We start from the raw sequence: 17,645 nt of genomic DNA, 5'->3' as shown, positions 1-17,645 counted from the left end.
GTCATGAAAATCCAGGCTACGGTAATAAGTCTTTTGATCGGTATGGCAACGACATTTGCCGAAGCGGCTCCCACGCAGCCCGACACGGATGTCGCCACGTCAGGCTGGGTCTCCAGCCAAGCTGTTACCGATAGCGCATCCGCCGCATCTGCGGCACCTGCCGCCAACACGCAGCAGCCCGGTTCCGGGGCGCTCGCCCTGCAGTCCGGCGAAACCTCCGAAAACGATAACACCCCGCGACTCGTGCTGCTAGCCCTGCTGGCCATGGGTTCCATTGCACTGCGCCGGAGCGGTTCCGCGCAGTGACTGGCTGGGAAGCCTAGGGGTCGGTTGGCAAAAACGGTCATTTTTGGCACTTGTATCGAAAATGCCGCGGTTGCAATTGTTGTAACACCTGTTACCGAAACTAAGATGGGCTTCCAGCAAGTCCCCTGATGGGGTGGTAACCAGGGAGTGGCCGTGGCGGTTTCTATGCGTTCCAACATGCCGGTCGTCGGCATCGAGCTAAAGGCTCCACGCGATGAGCGTGGACGGGTTCCGGTTGCGATGCCGCGGGTCGAGCGGCGCCGGCTTCCCGTCAATTGGCCCAGCTTCAGTGATGTGGCTCATCGCATCCTCGCCGTGCGCAGCGCGGAGGACTTCGCGGCCGTCGCACGCGGGGACCTGCAATTTGCCATACGCCATGACGTCCTGATCGCGGCATGGGGGGACTTCCGGCTCGGTGCCCTTCACTACGATCTGCTCGCGACAGACCCGGGCATCGAAGGTCACAACGTCGCGGCGGGAGGCATTGCGCCGATACTGAGCCAGCTGTTCGCAGGCTGGGTGGCCAATGGCCGTCAGCCCCTGCGCATGGATGTCTCGGAATTTTCCGATGCCTGGGGACGGGGCGGGGTCGTTCCTGGCGCCGTTCCGACGATGGCGGGTATGCGCTCGGTCGTCCTCCACGGCATCCTGGACCAGCGGGGGCACGCCGACTGCCTGTATGCCTTCTTCAACACCATCCAGGTTCCCGACCGTGACGACACCGACGCGCTCAAGTTGCTCGTGCCGTACATCGATGTCGCCCTGAGGCAGGTGCAGGCGCCGTCGCGTCAAGCAGGTGCGGCTGGCGTTGCAGGCGCCGCCGTCAAGGTCGTCAAGGATGACTCTCGGTTGAGCGAGCGTGAGGCCGAGATCATGAAGTGGGTTGCCATGGGCAAGACCAACGTCGAGATCGGAAGCATCCTCAACCTGAGTTCGTTCACGATCAAGAACCACATGCAGCGCATTTTCAAGAAACTGGATGTGTTCAACCGGGCGCAGGCGGTTTCGGTCTTCAAGTCCCGTCATGGCTCAAATCCCCAAAGGTAACAAGGGGCCCGGGCCCGACATTTCCTATCAGTTGCTTGGTGCCGAGGCCCCGCCCTCGCTAGGGCGAGACAGCCTGCTCAGCCTGCTTGAGGCGGCGATAGACCCGGTCATCCTCGTGTTGTCGGTCTGGTGGACCGGGGTCTATCTGCGCGGACGCCTGACGCTGCTGGACCTGACGATCTCCATCGTGATCTTTGCCCTGACTTTTCCGGGTAAGCACCGGCTCGCCAAGCGCCTGGGAAGCATGGTCAGCGAAGTCCTCGTCAATTGGTACTGGACGGTTCTCATTCTTTGGGCCGGGTGTTATGCGGCGGCCTATCTGACGGTGTTTCCGTCTGCCGTCGTGCTGGCCTGGCTGGTTGTCATCCCTGCCATCTCGGTGCTGGTCCACATGGCCCTGCGCCTGGTCGCGCCGGCGCTGGTTCGCCTGCAAGGACCGCCGCTGCGCGCGGTGATAGTCGGCATGAACGAGCAAGGCGTGTTCCTGGCGAGCCGTATCACGCAGTCCCCCTACTCGCGCATCGAGCTCGCCGGATTCTTTGATGACCGTGATCTCGACCGTCTGGAAGCATCGGGCGACTACCGGCTGATCGGGCCCATCAGCGAACTGACCGAATACGTCCGGACCCAGCAGGTCCATCTCATCTACCTGTCCATTCCGATGGCATCGCAGCCGCGCATCCTCCAGATCCTCGATGATCTGAAGGACACCACGGCATCGATCTTCTTTGTCCCGGACATGTTCGTTACGGACCTCATTCAGGGTCGCTCCGGCGTGGTCTGTGGTGTGCCCGTCATTTCGGTGTGCGAGACGCCGTTCGCCGGCATCGCCGCCGTCGCCAAGCGCCTGCTGGACATCGTGCTGGCGATCTGCATCCTGATCCTGATCGCGCCGATCATGCTGATGTTCGCGGTCGCAGTGAAATGGACTTCGCCGGGCCCCATCATCTTCAAGCAGCGCCGTTACGGCCTCGATGGCAAGCAGATCCTGGTCTACAAGTTCCGCTCGATGACAGTGACGGAAGATGGCGCCCAGGTGCAGCAGGCCCGCAAGAACGACAACCGCATCACGCCCCTGGGCGCGTTCATGCGCAAGACATCCATCGACGAACTGCCCCAGTTTGTCAACGTGCTGCAGGGGCGCATGAGCATCGTCGGGCCGCGCCCCCACGCGGTGGCGCACAACGAACAGTATCGCAAGCTCATCAAGGGTTATATGGTGCGGCACAAGGTACGGCCGGGTATCACCGGGTGGGCGCAGGTCAACGGCTTCCGCGGCGAGACCGATTCGCTGGACAAGATGGAGGGCCGGATACGCTATGACCTTGACTACCTGCGGAACTGGTCCATCGCGCTGGATCTCTACATCGTCTACAGGACTGTGCGGCTGGTCCTCAAGGACGACAAGGCCTACTGAACATGCGCTGCTTACGTTACATCCCCATCCAGTCTGCCCTGCTTCTGACGGCCCTTCCCGGGCTGGCGCTCGCTCAGGAGGAGCCCGTTCCCGTGGTCGACGAAGTCGGCCCCAAGCTCATGGTCGGCGCCGGCGTGCAGGCGGTGGACAACCTCTTTGCATCTTCTTCCGATGCGGTTTCCGACGTCATCGTCACCAGCACGATCGGGTTTTCTTTGAAGGCGGCTCACAGCCGGCAGCGCCTGGCTCTGGACGCGGCGTTCAGCGATAACCAGTACCTGGCTCACTCGGACTGGAACTACATCGGGGCCAATCTTTCCGGGGGCTGGCAGTGGGCCTCGGGGACCGGTTTCCACGGCGGGGCCAGCGCCAGCCATGTGGTGTCCCAGAACCCCGCCGCTGCCAATGCCGGTTCCACGCAGCGCAACCTGAATACGACCGATGTCAGCCAGCTGTCGCTGGGCTACGAACTGGACGGCGGCTGGGATCTCAATTCCGGCCTGGTGTATTCCAGCTCCAAGAACGAGGGTGCTGTGTTGGGCCAGACGAGCTTCCAGTACAACGGCGTGTACGTTGGAGCCACCTACACCTTCCGCAGCGGCAATTCCATGACGCTGACGGTCCAGGACGCGAAGGGTAACAACCTCTACGACTTTGTCATCCATTCCAGCGAGCTGAAATTTACAACGGCGGAGCAACCGGACGGTGTCACCTTCTCGTGGCAGATCCAGCACTGGAACCAGACCTATGCGCTGCGCCCGGAATACGACTTCTCCGTCGTCGGAGGTGGCGCGCAGGCCAACTGGCCCATCACCGCGAAGACCTCCCTGGCGGTGTCGGTGCAACGACAGTTCTACGCGAACCCGGGCCTCAATTCGGTCTATTCGGTGACGGATTTCATTGCACTCACGCCCGCGTGGGAGATGTCGCCCAAGCTGATATGGCGGGGGCTGCTCCGCAGTGGCGTGACCCGTGACTACGGCGATCCCGGCGCGGGCGCCTCGGGCCGTGTCGACAATGTCCAGACACAGTCCCTCGGGCTGTACTGGGCGCTTCGGGAAAATGCATTGGTATCGCTCAGTGTCGGGCGTACGGCGCGTACGTCGAACGTCGCCAATGCGGACTTCATCGCGAACAATGTGACGCTCCAGGGAACCTATACGTTTTGAGCCGGAGGCAGCGCTGCCTCTGGGGTGATCCCGATTTTTGAAAAGGCAACAGGTGACGCAGATGGTTGTTAAGAATATTTTGAGCCGCGTGCTTGCGGCCGTCGTGCTTTTCGCCGCCGTGCTGGCGGGTGCCCAAGCGGAGGAAAAGATCGTCAGCGACAAGCTGGGGCCAGGCGATGTGATCAAGGTGGTGGTCTACAAGAACCCGGACCTCAGCGCCGAATACCGGATCCAGGAAAGCGGTCAGATCTCCTTTCCCCTGATCGGCGCCCAGCGGCTGGTCGGAAAGACGCTGCCGGAGGCCGAGAAGCAGATCGGTGCCGCCCTCGTGTCCGGAGGCTACATGCAGGCCCCCCAGGTGGCCATCAACCTCGTTTCGGCGCGTCGCCAGCAGGCGGTCGTGCTCGGCAACGTTGCCAAGCCCGGTTTGGTGTCGCTGGAATTCGTCAACACCCGCCTGTCGGATGTGCTGGCACTGGCCGGCGGTGTGACGACTACGGGCTCCGACAACGTCATCGTGACGGGCCAGCGCAACGGCGCCAATTTCCGGCGGGAAATCAATATTTCCCAGGCCTACGGCAAGGGTGAGAACGACGATGACGTGCTCATCACCGGGGGCGACGTGGTCTACGTGCCGCGCGCCCAGGTGTTCTACGCCTATGGCGAGGTGCAAAAGCCGGGGTCCTACCGCCTGGAGAACCAGATGACGTTGCAGCAGGCGCTGGTCACCGCCGGTGGGCTTTCCAAACGCGGGACCGAAAACCGGGTCCGGGTCCAGCGGCGCAAGGCCAATGGGACTTACGAGGAAGTCGCGCCGGCACTGACCGACCTGCTGCTGCCCGACGACGTGGTTTTCGTGCGCGAAAGCCTGTTCTGACCAGACGGGTAGGGGCCTCGCTGGGTGGTGGGGAGCTGACTTGTGAAGAGAGCCGGTAGGGAGTGGACTGCATGTCAATAAATCTCAGTGTCTGCATTGCAACGTATCGCCGTGCGGACCAGCTGCGTGCCTTGCTGGAAGACCTGGCCCGGCAGACGCTGATGCCGGATGAGGTGGTGATCGCCGACAACGATGCGTCAGGCAGTGCCAGACCCGTGGTCGAGGCCTTTGAGGCTGGGGTGGCGCCTTTCCGCCTGATCTATGCGATCCAGCCCGAGCGCGGTATTTCGATCACACGCAACGTGACCGTGCACCGCTCCAGCGGTCAGTGGCTCGCCTTTGTCGATGATGACGAGCGTGCTCCGCCCGAATGGCTGGAGCGCCTGATGCAGGCCGCGCGGGATCACGGCGCTCATGGGGTTCTGGGGCCGGTAGAGCCACAGGTCCCCGAAGCCGCGCCGGCCTGGATCCGTCGCGGCCGGTTCTATGACTGGCCACACCAGGTCACGGGCGAGATCGTGCTGACCAGCCACCTGCGTTTCGGCAATGTGCTGCTCGCGGGCGAGCCGCTGCGTGCGTTGCCCGGTCCTTTCGACGTAGCCTACGGCGTTTCCACAGGTGAGGATGGCGATATGCTGATGCGCCTGATCGCGCAAGGCGCCAAAGTGATCTGGTGTGACGAAGCGCCCGTCTTCGAGCCCGTGGAGCCCAAGCGCCTGTCGGCGCGCTGGCTGCTGCAACGCGCATACAGCGGTGGCCAGCACTTCGGCCGGCTCGTGATCGCGGGTCGCTTCGGTCACCATCACCCGCTGCGCCTGTTCCTGGAAGGCCTGCGCTGGCTCGCACAGTTCGGCATCGCCCTGGTGCTGGCTTTGTTGAGCCTGCCCTTGGGCCGGCATCGTGCCGTTGTCTGGCTGATCAAGGCCTGGGCCAACGTGGGCAAGCTCACCGCTTTTTTGGGTGCCCGTTACGGTGAATACGCCTAGCGTGCTTGCCGCTGCATCGGACCGGCAGGACGTCGTTGTCCTGGGGGCGGGTGGTTTCATCGGCCGCCGCGTGGTCGATGCGCTTGCCGCGTCGGATTGGGCCCGTCCTGTGGGTGTGGGACGCAGGATCGAGGGGGCTGTCCTGCACCCGGCTGCGCGCCGGCTGGCGATCGACGCCCGAGACGAGCGCGCGCTGCAGTCTGCACTCGAAGGTGCTGCCGGTGTCGTCAACTGCATCGCGGGTTCGCCCGAGAGCATTGTGCAGAGTGGCCGGGCACTGTTCAATGTGACGGCAAGGATGCCGGTGGCGCCGCGTGTGGTCTACCTCAGCAGTCTGGCGGCCTACGGAGGTGTGGCCGGCACTGTGGATGAGGACAGCCCGCTGCGCGAGGACTACAGCGACTACGGCACGGCCAAGGCCCTGGTCGACAGGCTGGCCGCGGAGCGACCCTATGCCGTGCGTTTGCGGCCCGGCATCGTCTACGGCCCAGGCAGTCCCTGGTGGACCGATCGTATTGCGCGCCTGCTGGTCGCCCGGCGACTCGGCGACTTGGGCGACGCGGGCCAGGGCTGCTGCAACCTCGTCCATGTGGACGACGTTGCGTCCGCGATTCTGGCCTCGCTGCGCATGCCAACAGCCGCGGGGCAGGCCTTCAATCTCGGCAGTCCGGCGGTGCCGACCTGGAACGAATATTTCATGCGGTACGCGCACGCGCTCCAGACCCAGCCTGTGCCACGCATCGGACGCCGGCGTCTGCAGCTTGAGCTGCGCCTGTTCGGTCCCTTGCTGAAAATTCGCGAGCGTATCGTCGGTAATGATGCGATTCCCGCTGTGCGACCGTGGTTGACGGATCTGTGCCGGTTGGGTATGCGCATGCGTGTCGAGCGGGCAGAACAGGTGCTGGGACTGCGCTGGAAACCGCTGGAGCAGGGGCTCGACGAATGCGCGCGCTGGTTCCTTGCTGGCAACCGGACCTCCACCGTCTGACGGAATCACCCATGACTCTCGCGACACTTGATCAAATCGATGAGGCTGACCTCGATGCTCACGTCTGCATCATTGGTGCGGGGGCGGCCGGGATCACGCTGGCCAACGAACTCGATGGTTGCGGCTTCAAGGTGCTCCTGCTGGAGGCCGGCACGCTGAAGACTGATCCCCGGCTAGAGGATTACTACCGCGGCGAGGCCAAGCCGCCGCATCCGGACCCCACGGAGTTCCGCCGCGTACGCTTTGGCGGCACGACCAATGTCTGGGGCGGGCGTTGTGTGCCCTATGACCCGACGGATCTGGAGCCGCGCGAGCATATCGCCAACAGTGGCTGGCCCATGGCCTACGAGGAACTGGCGCGCTACTACCCGGCGGCCCTGCAATATTGCGATGCCGGTGATTTCGACTTCAGCGTGAACGGGTCCTTGCAGACCCCGGCTCCCACCATTGGCGGTTTCACGGGGGCGGGAGCCGACGGCGACGCCGTGGTCATGAACGATCGCATCGAGCGCTACAGCCTGCCGACGGATTTCGGCACACGCCACCGACAACGGATCGCCAAATCGGAGAACGTGACCGCGCTGCTGGGGGCACGCTGCTTGCGGCTGCAGCGGGCGGCCGGCAGCGAACGCATCCAGGCGGCAGAGCTGATGGATCGCGCCGGGCGCCACAGGCGGGTGAGCGCCCGGATTTTCGTGCTGGCCACGGGGGGCATCGAGGTGCCGCGCATGCTGTTGCTTTCGGATCCTGACGGTCCCGGTCTGGGCAACCAGGGCGACTGCGTCGGGCGCTATTACATGTGCCACTTCGAAAACACGCTGGGTCGTGTCGTGCCGCATGGTGCGCCTGTCGTTTTCGATTTCGAACGCACGCGCGATGGCATCTATTGCCGTCGCCAGCTGCGCTTTACGGCCCAGGCGATGAAGGCGCACCGTCTGCCCAATATGGCGTTCCGGCTGCACTTCCCGAGCTATTCCGACGCGACCCACGGCAGCGCGGTGATGTCCGCGATCTACCTTGCGAAGTCGACACTGATCCCGGAGTACCGCAGCATCCTGGCCGCGAACGCAGAGAGCCCGCCTTCATCCAATGCAGCCCACCTGCGCAACGTGCTGTTGGGCCTGCCCCAGGCAGCGCGTTTCGGTCTGGATTGGTTGTTCCGCATCCGGCTGGCGCAACGCAAGCTGCCCTATACCCTGGTGGCCAACGCCGACGGTACCTATCCGCTCGAATTCAATTCAGAGCAGACACCTTTGCCGGACAGCCGTGTCACGCTGACGAACGAACAGGATCCGCATGGCCTGCGGCGTGTCAGCATCGATTGGCGCCTCAGCCAGGATGATGTGGATGCCGCCTGCCGTGGCTTTTTGCTGCTGCGTGACACGCTGGCCCGCAGCGGGTCTTGTCGTCTGGACATCGACGAGGAACGCATGCGCGATCGCCTCCGTCGTTCGCCTCCCCTGGGTGGCCATCACATCGGCACGGCACGTATGGCCACCAGCGTGCGGCAAGGTGTCGTGGATGTGAACTGCGCCGTGTTCGGCGTGCCGAACCTGTACGTTGCCAGTTCGGCGGTCTTCCCGACCAGCGGCCACGCGAACCCCACGCTGACCATCGTTGCGATGGCGGTGAGGCTGGCCAAGCATCTGCGGCAGCAGCTCTAGCTGTACAGCTGCGCGAAGCTGACTCAGGATAGGTGGCGCGGAGGGGAAGAGGGAGAGGGAGAGGGAGAGACAGTGTTTGAAGTTTTTGCCACTGCTGTCGTAGCGCACAATAAGTGCCATTCGATGCGATGACGACAGGGCTCACGATGCATGAGGAAATCGACTGCACGGTGCCTGGAAAAAGAGATTTTTAGAGCTTCCTTGTGCGAGGAAGCGGGTCCTGGCCGGCATGCTGTTGTCGGATGTTGTGGTTCTGTACATGAAAGTCTGTTCTGAGATGAACGAAATGCAAGCCAAGTCGAACGCAGACACCATCGATGTGTCGGTGGTCGTTCCGACTTACCGACGTGAAGACTTGGTAGGACAAGCGGTGCGCAGCGCCTTGGCCCAGCAGGGTGTCGTTGTCGAGGTGATCGTGATGGATGATGCACCCGGAGCGACGGCGCGTTCCGCCGTGGCCTCTATTGGGGACGCGCGCATCACGTATGTAGCCCGCTCCGAGCCTTCGGGGGGGCGGCCCGCCCGCGTGCGCAACGACGGTGCGCACCGTGCGCGCGGTCGTTATGTCTGTTTCCTGGACGACGACGATTTGCTGGAGCCCGGGGCTCTGGCGATGTTCGTCAAATCGCTCGACGCGCGCCCGGATGCTGGCATGGCCTTTGGGGTGGTGACCCCCTTTGGTGACGATGCCGCCAGGCTGCTTGATCACGAAGCGTACTTTCGCAATGCGGCGCACAGGGCCTCGCGCATCATGGGCCGGCGCAAATTTGCGGCCAACCAGGTGTACTGCGATACGGTGCTGATCAATTCGGCCTGCATTGCCCGGCGCTCCGTCTTTGAGCAGGTTGGCGGCTTTGACGAGCACATCGCGGTGTGCGAGGACGCCGATCTGTGGGCGCGCATGGCGCTGGCCAGCGATTTCATTTTCCTCAACCATCCGGTGGTGCGCTACCGTACCGGCGCAGCGTCGATCATGAACGGCCTCGCACGCAATGACCCGAGGTTGCCGGAATCCTACCGGCGGATCCGGGCCAATTTCGTGGCGTCGGTCGGCAAGCTCGATGCCCTGTTCCTGAGAATTTGCGCCCGCCTGTTCGTTTGCCCGCAATGCAGATAAACCACGCAGACAAGCCACAAGCCACGCCCGCGCGTCTCGAATTCGAGGCCGTCCAGGGGCTTGCCGGCTATCGCCGGATCGAAGCGGAATGGCGCCAGCTGGCCCAGACCCTGGGAGTCGATTGCTCGTTCCAGCACCGACCTGAATGGACACTGGCGTTTCTGGTTTCAGGCGCCGGTGATCCGGACGCCGTCTGGTTCGTGACCGCGCGACGTCAGGGTACGCTGGTAGCTGTCGCTCCCTTGCAGTACCAGAATTACCGGGTCGGCCCTTTCGCGCCGAAGCTGCTGGGCACCATCGATGACGATCAACTCCAGCTCTCGGACTTCGTTTTCCGCAAAATTCCCGAGAACGCACACTTCATGCAGGAACTGGTGGCCTGGCTGAAGAGCCGCTCGGGGCTGCGCTGGGATGGGCTGCGCCTGCGCAAGCTACGCGAGGATACAGCCATCTGCTATGCGGCGGCCCATGCCCTTCCGCCTCGCGCCCAGGCGCTGCAGCACGACACCAGTGCCTGGTTTGAGGCGCACGCCGGCTACGAACACGCCCTTGCTGCCATGACTGGTGATTTCCGCCGCAACGTGCGGCGCCAGCTGCGCCGTGCGGAGGAGACCTGGACCGTGCGCTCCGAGACGGCCACCAGCGGCGAGGCTTTGCAACGGGCCTTCGAGCACTTTCTGACGATCGAGGCGTCCGGCTGGAAGGGTGGCGATGGCGGGGCGATCAACTGCCAGCCGGCCCTGCAGGCTTTCTACCAGTCGCTGGTCCGTGATGCGGGCGCTGAAGGGGCCTGCGTCATCAACCTGCTCTGGTTCGGGGACGAGGCCGTGGCGGCCCAGTTTGCGCTGAAGACCGGGCGCACCCTGCACATTCTTAAATTCGGTTACAGCGAGACTTACGCCAAGTTCGCACCGGGCAACGTGCTGCTCCAGATGATCATCCAGCAGGCCTGCGATGACGCAGAGACGGATGTCGTCAGTCTCGTCAACTTCCCGCCCTGGTCCATCCGGTTCAGGCCGCACACCGCGGGCGTCTGGTCCTATTTCATTCCGAACAACACGCTGCGCGGCCATGCGGCACTGCTCGGCCTGCTGGGCAAGCGCACACTGGATCGTTGGCGCCAGCGGCGCGCGGGCGCCGATGCCGGTGCCAAGACAGATCCGGCTGCGGCAGCTTCCTGACAGGGTAGAGGGCCGCCTGCCCGGCGGAGGCGGCCTGGGATGGCTGGCAGAATCTCTGCATGCACCATCTTCCGCCCTTCATTTCTCCGCAAGCCTACGATGACGCCGCCGCAGCGTTGGCCCAGGTCCATCTGATCTACGACGCAGGTATCGCCCATCTGCGGCAGGGCATGCAACGTTTTGTGGCGGGGGATGACAGCGCCGGGCCGGTGCGGGCCTTCTATCCCCTGGTGCGCATCCGGACCGACACGGTGTTGCGCCAGGCAGCGGGCGCGCAGGAGCGCCTGAGTTACGGTTTTGTAGCCGGCCCCGGGGTCTACGAAACCACACTCACACGGCCCGACCTGTTCGGCAACTACTACCTGGAGCAGTTCCGCCTGCTGCTGCTCAACCACGGGGTGACGCTGGAGGTGGCGACGAGCAAGCAGCCCATCCCCGTGCATTTTTCCTTTGCCGAGAACGACCACATCGAGGGCAACCTCAGCGCCGAGCGGCGCCAGCTGATGCGCGACTGGTTCGACCTGCCCGATCTCACCACCATGGACGACGGCATCGCCAACGGCACCTACCAGCCGCAGCCGGGCCAGCCCCTACCGCTCTCGCTGTTCACCGCCTCGCGCATGGACTACTCCCTGCACCGCCTGCGCCACTACACCGGCACGGTGCCCGAGCACTTCCAGAACTTTGTCCTCTATACGAACTACCAGTTCTACATCGACGAATTCATCCGCCTGGGCCACGAGCTCATGGAGGACGCGGGCGGCGACTACGCCGCCTTCGTCGAACCCGGCAATGTGGTGACACGACGGACGGGTGAGGCTGCGCAACCCGGCGACGCGCTGGGCAAGGCCCCGCCGCGTTTGCCGCAGATGCCGGCCTACCACCTCGTACGCCCTGACGGCAACGGCATCACCATGGTCAACATCGGCGTGGGCCCGGCCAATGCCAAGAACATCACCGACCACATCGCCGTGCTGCGTTCGCACGCCTGGCTCATGCTGGGCCACTGCGCCGGTCTGCGCAACGGCCAGCAGCTGGGTGACTACGTGCTGGCCCACGCCTATGTGCGCGAGGACCATGTGCTGGACGAGGAGCTGCCCCTTTGGGTGCCCATCCCCGCCCTGGCCGAGATCCAGCTGGCCCTGGAGCAGGCCGTGGCCGACGTCACGGGCCTGCACGGTGCAGAGCTCAAGCGCGTCCTGCGCACCGGCACCGTGGCCACTACCGACAACCGCAACTGGGAGCTGCTGCCCGACAACCAGCCCCAGCGCCGCTTCAGCCAGAGCCGCGCCGTGGCCCTGGACATGGAAAGCGCCACCATCGCCGCCAACGGCTTCCGCTTCCGCGTGCCCTACGGCACCCTGCTTTGCGTGAGCGACAAACCCCTGCACGGCGAGATCAAGCTGCCCGGCATGGCCAACCACTTCTACCGCGAGCGCGTGGACCAGCACCTGCGCATCGGCATCCGCGCGCTGGAATTGCTGCGCCAAGCGGGTCTGAACCAGTTGCACAGCCGCAAGCTGCGGAGCTTTGCGGAAGTGGCATTTCAGTAGCCGGCAGAAGTCCTCAAAACCATGCGGGAGTGGATCACCTGGTGCCACTCCGGAGAGGTATGACGCTGTTACTCCGGCTTGTAACCGCTGCTTTTGAGCAAGGCCGCGCTGTCCGCGACATAGCGCTGGCTGTATTTCCTGAATTCATCGATGCTCTCAATCACAGGCTCGATGCCCAGAGCGGTGTAGGTGCCGGCCTGGGCCAATTGCCGCGTGGCCTCGTTGATGGCCTTGTGCAGTGCCTGCAGCCGAGCCTCAGGCAGTCCTTTGGGGGCCCAGACGCCGTACCAGGACTCTGCTACGAAGTTGGGGTAGCCACTTTCTACAGCGGTGGGGACGTTGGGCATCAGTGCGCTGCGCTTGGCCGATGTCACGACGATGGGCTTGACCTTGCCGGCTTTGGCCAGGGTCTGCAGTGAAATGATCGAGTCGATCAAGATCTGGGTTGTCCCACCAGCCACATCGGTCAGAGCCGGCGCTGTGCCGCGGTAGACGGCGGTGGCCAGGTTGAGTTGTCCTTCTTTGGCCAACATGAGTGTGGCCAGATGGCTGGGCGCGCCCAGGGCAGGCAGACCGGCGTTCCACTTGTCCGGGTTCTGCCGGGCGGCCTGCATGACGTCCTTGAGTTGGTTGTGCGGCAGATCGGGGGAGATCACCATCAACAGGGGGGCGGTTGCAGTGCGGGCCACGAAGCTGAAGTCGTTCAGGGGATCGTAGGGCGGTTTGGCCATCGCTTCCTTGGTGAGCAGCTGGGTGGCCGCGGAAAACAGCAGGGTCATGCCGTCAGAGGGCGCTGCCTGTACGGCTTTGCCGCCAATGGTGCCGTTGGCGCCGGGGCGGTTGTCAACAATGACGGGGACGCTGAGATCGGTCTGCAGTTGCCTGGCCAGCAGGCGCGCCGCGTTGTCGACGCCGCCACCTGCGGCGAAGGGCACGATGATCTTGATGGGCCCATCCGGGAATTTCCCCTGGGCGGAGGCGATGCTGGTCATGAGCAGGCCGAGCATCAGCCCCAGCAGTTTGTTTGCACGAGTTTTCATGGTTGTCTCCTGAAGAAAAGTGAAAAGATCAGGCTTCGCCGCGGTACGCGCTACGCCAGGCGGCGGAGCCGCCCAGCAGAGGGGCGGCCAGGGCGGGGCCATGCAGTTCCGCATAGGATTCCAGCGTCTTGCGCATGCGCGGTAGCAGCCAGTCGGCCACCTCGATGCTGGCCTCCCCGTCCCGCAGGCGTTGCAGGATGTCGCGTACGGCCCGCGGCTGTTCCGCCAGCGGGCCTTGCACAAGCAAAAAATCGACCACCTCGGTCGCTCCCTCGCGTTCGCTCTGCCCCAAGAAGTAGTCCGCGATGTCGCGCTCGAAGTCTTCAAGCGTGACAGTCACCCCGCTCATCGTGCAGGTGCAACCCAGCGCGATGTGCTGCGTTGCCAGCCGATGCCAGAGATCGGACAGATACGCCGCCTGAGTGCGCTGGGATGCGTCCATGAGGTTCAGCTCATCCTGCCATCTGGGAGCGGCGGCGCGAGGTTTCCGGGTGTTGGACCTGTGAGCCTTCGTCGAGCACCACACCATATTGGGCTTCAGCTTGTGCGCGGCTCACATAACCTTCACGCACATCCTCGGCCACCTGTTCTGCGTCGCGTTCCAGCGGGCTGCCGAAGCCGCCGCCGCCGCCTGACAGCATCTTGTAGGCGTCACCACGCTCAAGGCGCACGTTGAAGATCTTGGCATTCAGATGGTCGGTCTTCCAGACGCCCTTGTGCCGTACCGCCAGGCCGTTGCCCATGGCATCGCCGCCGCCTTCCAGGCCCCAAGGTTTGCAATGCACCCGATCGATGCGGGTGGTCACGGTGAATGGTGAGAGCGCCTGCACCACCATCTCGGCGCCGAGTCCACCGCGATGCCGGCCGGCGCCGCCTGAATCCTGGCGGATCTCGTATTTCTCCACCAGCACCGGGTACTTGGCCTCCAGCTGCTCGGTCGGGCTGTTGTGCGTGTCGCCGTCGTTGATGCAGACCGTGACCGAAACACCATCCTCGCTGCTCTTGGCGCCCCAGCCACCGCCCAGAGGACCGATGCCGACGATGAACAGCCGCCCATCTTCGGGCGAGATGCCGTGGATATTGGGGAACACCAGATCGGCGTGGTGACCGGCAATCGAGCGGTGCGGAATGGCGGGTGCCAGGGCCTTGAAGATCGTGTCGATGACCGTCATGGGGAAGGTCATCCAGACGCGCATGGGGTAGGGGCGCTCGGCGCTGATGACAGTGCCCATGGGCATGACGACCTTCAGCGAGCGGAAGGACCCGTCGTTGACCGGGTAGTCGGTCGGCGTGGTCAGGCATTTGTAGGCCACCTGTGCGCAGGCAATGCCAGTGGTGAAGCCCGAGTTGTAGAACCCCTTGACCTGTTTGCTCACGTCCGAGAGATCGATCGTCATCTCGTCGCCCTGCACAGTCACCTTCACGCGGATCGGGATGCGCTTGCCGATCTCCAGGCCGTCGTCGTCCATGAAAGACTCGGCTTCGTACACACCATCCGGTATGGACAGGGTGTTCTGGCGTGCCACCGCCTCCGACGAGTCCATGATCTGCTGGATCGAGCTGTTGACCGCATCGGCGCCATACCGCTGCAGCAGCTCCACGTAACGGCGTTCACCGGTGGTGATGGCGGTGATCTGTGCGCGCAGGTCGCCCAGGGCGCGTTCTGCGAGGCGCACGTTCATGGCAATGATGTCGATCAGGTCCTGGTTGACGACGCCTTCGCGCTGGTACTTGATGATGGGAATCTGGATCCCCTCGCTGAAGATGTCGGTGGTCACATTGCCCAAGGTGCCGCCCACGTCCAGCCAGTGGGCCATGCAGCAGGTGAAACCTTCGAGCTTGCCCTCATGGAAGATGGGCATCGTGAACGTGAAATGGTTCAGGTGGCTGCCAGTGGTGTAGGCGTCGTTGGTGACCAGGATGTCGCCGGGCAGGATGTTCTCGTAACCGAAGTGCCGGATCTTGGCCTTGACGGTCTCGGACATGCCGCGGATGAACATGGGCAGACCCAGGCCGATGGAAACCGTATCACCTTCCTTTGTGAACAGACCTACCGTGAAGTCCAGCGCCTCGTAGATGATGAGGTTGTAGGCTGTGCGTGTGAGGTTGGTCTTCATCTCCTCCGTGACGGCGTACAGGCCGTTGCGGATGATTTCGACGGTGACCGGATCGACGGTCTTCGAGGTCTTGGTGTGGGTGGGCAGTTTCATGTCCGGTCGCTCCCGATATCGATTTGCAGGTTGCCGAGTTCGTCCACGCGCAGCGCGTCGCCGGGTTGCACGACGGTGGTAGAGGCGTGTTCCTCGATCAGTGCCGGGCCGGTGACGACGTTGCCCGCCAGCAGGCGGTCGCGCAGATAGACCGGCGTGTCGGTCCAGCCCGAGCTGCGGAAGTACACCGGCTTGACGGCGCGCAGGGCCTGCGGGTCCAGTGTGGTACCGCCCTGGGCGACGCTGTGTTTCGGCGGCTTTTTCATGGTGCCCAGCACCGTGACGCGCAGGCTCACCAGGTCGGCAGGTTCCTTGGGGGCGGAGGTGCCATAGCGCACCTTGTGCAGCTCATCGAACTGGCGCTTGATCGCGTTGCGGTCCTTGCCCTCAAAGAAGGCCAGCGGCAGATCGACCGTGACAGCGTGTTCCTGCCCCACGTAACGCATGTCGGCTGCGCGTTCGATCACGATGCCATCGGCCTTGATCCCGGACTGCGCCAGTGCCGCACGCCCTTCGTCTTCCATGGACTGGTAGAGCGACTCGATGTCTTCGAAGGAGACGTCGTTGAGCTTGCGGAACACGGATCGGACATAGTCGTAGCGCAGATCCGAGAACAGCATGCCGTAGGCGGAGAAGTAGCCTGGTGCATAGGGAATCAGCACCTTGCGGATGCCGATCTCGCGTGCGATGGCCGAAGCGTGCAGGGGGCCAGCGCCACCGTAGACCACCATCGTGAAGCTGCCGGCGTCCAGGCCGCGCTCTGTCGTTACCGCCTTGACCGCGTGCGACATCTGCGTCACCGCTATGCGCAGGATGCCATCGGCTGCCTCCACCGGGTCCAGCCCGAGCGGGCCCGCCACGCGTTCGCGCATCTGGCGCTGGCAGGCCGCGAGGTCGAGCTTGAGTTCGCCGCCGAGGAAGTGCTCGGCGTCCAGCCGACCCAGCAGCAGGTTGGCATCGGTCACCGTGGGTTCGGTGCCGCTGCGGCCATAAGCGACCGGGCCGGGAATCGAGCCGGCGCTCTGGGGTCCTACGCGCAAGGCTTTGCCGGTCTCGACGCGGGCGATGCTGCCGCCGCCGGTGCCGACTTCGTGGATGTCCATCATCGGGATCTGGATCGGCAACGCGCGTTCGTAGCCGCCGATCAACGCCGAGCCGGTGGTCAGCGGACGTCCCTCGCTGATCACCCCGGCCTTGGCGGTGGTGCCGCCCATGTCGAAGGCAATGGCGTCACCCATGCCCAGCTGGGCGCAGATGGCCTGTGCGCCGATCACGCCGGCCGCAGGGCCGGACTCCAGCATGCGTACGCAACCGACCTTGGCATGTTCCACCGGGAACAGGCCGCCGGTGGACTGAACGATGTAGAAGTCGCCTTCGAAGCCCTGGCCGCCCAGGTGGCTCTCCAATTGGCTCAGGTACTCGGAGACGCGTGGCCCCACGTAGGCATTGGCCACGGCGGTCGAGACCCGTTCGAATTCGCGGTACTCCTGGGAGAGTTCGTGTGAGGCACAGACAAAGGCGCCGGGGATTTCTTCCTGCAGGATCTGCTTCACGCGCTGCTCGTGCGCCGGGTTGCGGTAGGAGTGCAGCAGCAGCACGGCGACGGCTTCGATGTCCTGGCCTTTAAGCTCACGCGCCAGTTCGCGCACGGCGGCCTCGTCCAGCGGCTTGTGGGTGCTGCCATCGGCGCGCAGCCGCTCGGCTACCTCGTAGCGCAGCGAACGCCGCACCAGGGGTTGGTGCTTGTTGAAGAACAGGTTGTAGGCATCGGGCCTGTTGACACGACCGATTTCGTAGATGTCGCGAAACCCCTCGGTGATCAGCAGGGCGGTCTTGGCGCCATTGCGTTCGAGCAGGGTGTTGATCGCGATGGTCGAGCCGTGCAGAAACAGGTGGCCATCACGCCAGTCGATCCTGGCGCTGTTGATGGTGTCCTGGATGCCGTTGACAAGCTGGCCATGGGTGGAGAGCGCTTTGCCGAAGAGCAGCTGGCCGGTGGTTTCGTCAAAGGCGGCCATGTCGGTAAAGGTACCGCCGATGTCGACGGCGATGCGCAGCGATTTTCTGGAGGGAGTGGTGTTCATGGTGAT

At 63.9% G+C, this 17,645-nt stretch carries 15 protein-coding genes; 11 read left to right on the top strand and 4 right to left on the bottom strand.

What is annotated here, in order from left to right; genetic code table 11:
- Positions 1-3: 3 nt before the first annotated feature.
- The 11 genes from AC07NT_RS12855 (at position 4) to AC07NT_RS12805 (ending at position 12,305) form a co-directional block, all read left to right on the top strand.
- The gene (locus AC07NT_RS12855) at positions 4-306 is read left to right on the top strand and encodes a hypothetical protein (protein WP_498598651.1); all 303 of its coding nucleotides are present in this window, start codon (positions 4-6) and stop codon (positions 304-306) included.
- A gap of 165 nt (positions 307-471) precedes the next feature.
- Positions 472-1,353, top strand: a complete 882-nt coding sequence (epsA, locus tag AC07NT_RS12850; protein WP_498598652.1) for an XrtB/PEP-CTERM-associated transcriptional regulator EpsA — start codon at positions 472-474, stop codon at positions 1,351-1,353.
- Positions 1,331-2,770: an undecaprenyl-phosphate glucose phosphotransferase gene (locus tag AC07NT_RS12845; protein ID WP_498598653.1), complete on the top strand. Its 1,440-nt coding sequence runs from the start codon at positions 1,331-1,333 to the stop codon at positions 2,768-2,770. Before epsA ends, AC07NT_RS12845 begins: the two co-directional genes overlap by 23 nt.
- 92 nt (positions 2,771-2,862) lie before the next feature.
- Positions 2,863-3,939, top strand: coding sequence for an outer membrane beta-barrel protein (locus AC07NT_RS12840; RefSeq protein ID WP_498598654.1), 1,077 nt, complete (start codon positions 2,863-2,865; stop codon positions 3,937-3,939).
- Between the two features lie 88 nt (positions 3,940-4,027).
- The gene (epsE, locus tag AC07NT_RS12835) at positions 4,028-4,816 is read left to right on the top strand and encodes a polysaccharide export protein EpsE (RefSeq protein ID WP_498599160.1); all 789 of its coding nucleotides are present in this window, start codon (positions 4,028-4,030) and stop codon (positions 4,814-4,816) included.
- A 71-nt stretch (positions 4,817-4,887) separates the two neighbouring features.
- Positions 4,888-5,802 carry a glycosyltransferase family 2 protein gene (locus AC07NT_RS12830; RefSeq protein ID WP_498598655.1) on the top strand — a complete coding sequence of 305 codons (915 nt, stop codon included), beginning with the start codon at positions 4,888-4,890 and terminating at the stop codon, positions 5,800-5,802.
- The gene (locus AC07NT_RS12825; RefSeq protein ID WP_498598656.1) at positions 5,789-6,790 is read left to right on the top strand and encodes an NAD-dependent epimerase/dehydratase family protein; all 1,002 of its coding nucleotides are present in this window, start codon (positions 5,789-5,791) and stop codon (positions 6,788-6,790) included. Before AC07NT_RS12830 ends, AC07NT_RS12825 begins: the two co-directional genes overlap by 14 nt.
- An 11-nt stretch (positions 6,791-6,801) precedes the next feature.
- Positions 6,802-8,454, top strand: a complete 1,653-nt coding sequence (locus tag AC07NT_RS12820; RefSeq protein WP_498598657.1) for a GMC oxidoreductase — start codon at positions 6,802-6,804, stop codon at positions 8,452-8,454.
- Between the two features lie 277 nt (positions 8,455-8,731).
- Positions 8,732-9,571: a glycosyltransferase family 2 protein gene (locus AC07NT_RS12815; RefSeq protein WP_498598658.1), complete on the top strand. Its 840-nt coding sequence runs from the start codon at positions 8,732-8,734 to the stop codon at positions 9,569-9,571.
- Complete coding sequence (locus tag AC07NT_RS12810; RefSeq protein ID WP_498598659.1) at positions 9,562-10,752, top strand: GNAT family N-acetyltransferase; 1,191 nt, start codon at positions 9,562-9,564, stop codon at positions 10,750-10,752. Before AC07NT_RS12815 ends, AC07NT_RS12810 begins: the two co-directional genes overlap by 10 nt.
- 59 nt (positions 10,753-10,811) lie before the next feature.
- On the top strand, positions 10,812-12,305 hold the full coding sequence (locus AC07NT_RS12805) for an AMP nucleosidase (protein ID WP_498598660.1): 1,494 nt from the start codon (positions 10,812-10,814) through the stop codon (positions 12,303-12,305).
- Positions 12,306-12,373: 68 nt separating this feature from the next.
- On the opposite strand, the gene AC07NT_RS12800 is transcribed toward AC07NT_RS12805, so the two are convergent.
- From AC07NT_RS12800 to AC07NT_RS12785, 4 genes are read right to left on the bottom strand one after another with little or no spacing between them, the layout of a single operon-like run.
- The gene (locus AC07NT_RS12800; RefSeq protein ID WP_498598661.1) at positions 12,374-13,345 is read right to left on the bottom strand and encodes a Bug family tripartite tricarboxylate transporter substrate binding protein; all 972 of its coding nucleotides are present in this window, start codon (positions 13,343-13,345) and stop codon (positions 12,374-12,376) included.
- 28 nt (positions 13,346-13,373) lie between these two features.
- On the bottom strand, positions 13,374-13,787 hold the full coding sequence (locus tag AC07NT_RS12795) for a hypothetical protein (protein ID WP_498598662.1): 414 nt from the start codon (positions 13,785-13,787) through the stop codon (positions 13,374-13,376).
- Between the two features lie 10 nt (positions 13,788-13,797).
- A complete protein-coding gene (locus AC07NT_RS12790; protein WP_498598663.1) occupies positions 13,798-15,555 on the bottom strand; it encodes a hydantoinase B/oxoprolinase family protein in 1,758 nt (585 codons plus the stop codon).
- Positions 15,552-17,639, bottom strand: coding sequence for a hydantoinase/oxoprolinase family protein (locus AC07NT_RS12785; protein ID WP_498598664.1), 2,088 nt, complete (start codon positions 17,637-17,639; stop codon positions 15,552-15,554). The genes AC07NT_RS12790 and AC07NT_RS12785 overlap by 4 nt, the downstream gene beginning before the upstream one ends.
- Positions 17,640-17,645 lie beyond the last annotated feature (6 nt).

The sequence above is a fragment of the Hylemonella sp. GW821-FHT10B10 genome, from assembly GCF_059415585.1.
The sequence above is the reverse complement of the archived record's forward strand: the minus strand, read 5'-3'. Positions and strand labels throughout refer to the sequence as shown.

Bases quoted from the DNA above. Each gene is read 5' to 3' on its own strand.
- AC07NT_RS12800 (WP_498598661.1), bottom strand. From the start codon at position 13,345: ATGAAAACTCGTGCAAACAAACTGCTGGGGCTGATGCTCGGCCTGCTC.
- AC07NT_RS12810 (WP_498598659.1), top strand. From the start codon at position 9,562: ATGCAGATAAACCACGCAGACAAGCCACAAGCCACGCCCGCGCGTCTC.
- AC07NT_RS12830 (WP_498598655.1), top strand. From the start codon at position 4,888: ATGTCAATAAATCTCAGTGTCTGCATTGCAACGTATCGCCGTGCGGAC.
- AC07NT_RS12790 (WP_498598663.1), bottom strand. From the start codon at position 15,555: ATGAAACTGCCCACCCACACCAAGACCTCGAAGACCGTCGATCCGGTC.
- AC07NT_RS12795 (WP_498598662.1), bottom strand. From the start codon at position 13,787: ATGGACGCATCCCAGCGCACTCAGGCGGCGTATCTGTCCGATCTCTGG.
- epsA (WP_498598652.1), top strand. From the start codon at position 472: ATGCGTTCCAACATGCCGGTCGTCGGCATCGAGCTAAAGGCTCCACGC.
- AC07NT_RS12820 (WP_498598657.1), top strand. From the start codon at position 6,802: ATGACTCTCGCGACACTTGATCAAATCGATGAGGCTGACCTCGATGCT.
- AC07NT_RS12815 (WP_498598658.1), top strand. From the start codon at position 8,732: ATGAACGAAATGCAAGCCAAGTCGAACGCAGACACCATCGATGTGTCG.
- AC07NT_RS12855 (WP_498598651.1), top strand. From the start codon at position 4: ATGAAAATCCAGGCTACGGTAATAAGTCTTTTGATCGGTATGGCAACG.
- AC07NT_RS12785 (WP_498598664.1), bottom strand. From the start codon at position 17,639: ATGAACACCACTCCCTCCAGAAAATCGCTGCGCATCGCCGTCGACATC.
- AC07NT_RS12845 (WP_498598653.1), top strand. From the start codon at position 1,331: ATGGCTCAAATCCCCAAAGGTAACAAGGGGCCCGGGCCCGACATTTCC.
- AC07NT_RS12805 (WP_498598660.1), top strand. From the start codon at position 10,812: ATGCACCATCTTCCGCCCTTCATTTCTCCGCAAGCCTACGATGACGCC.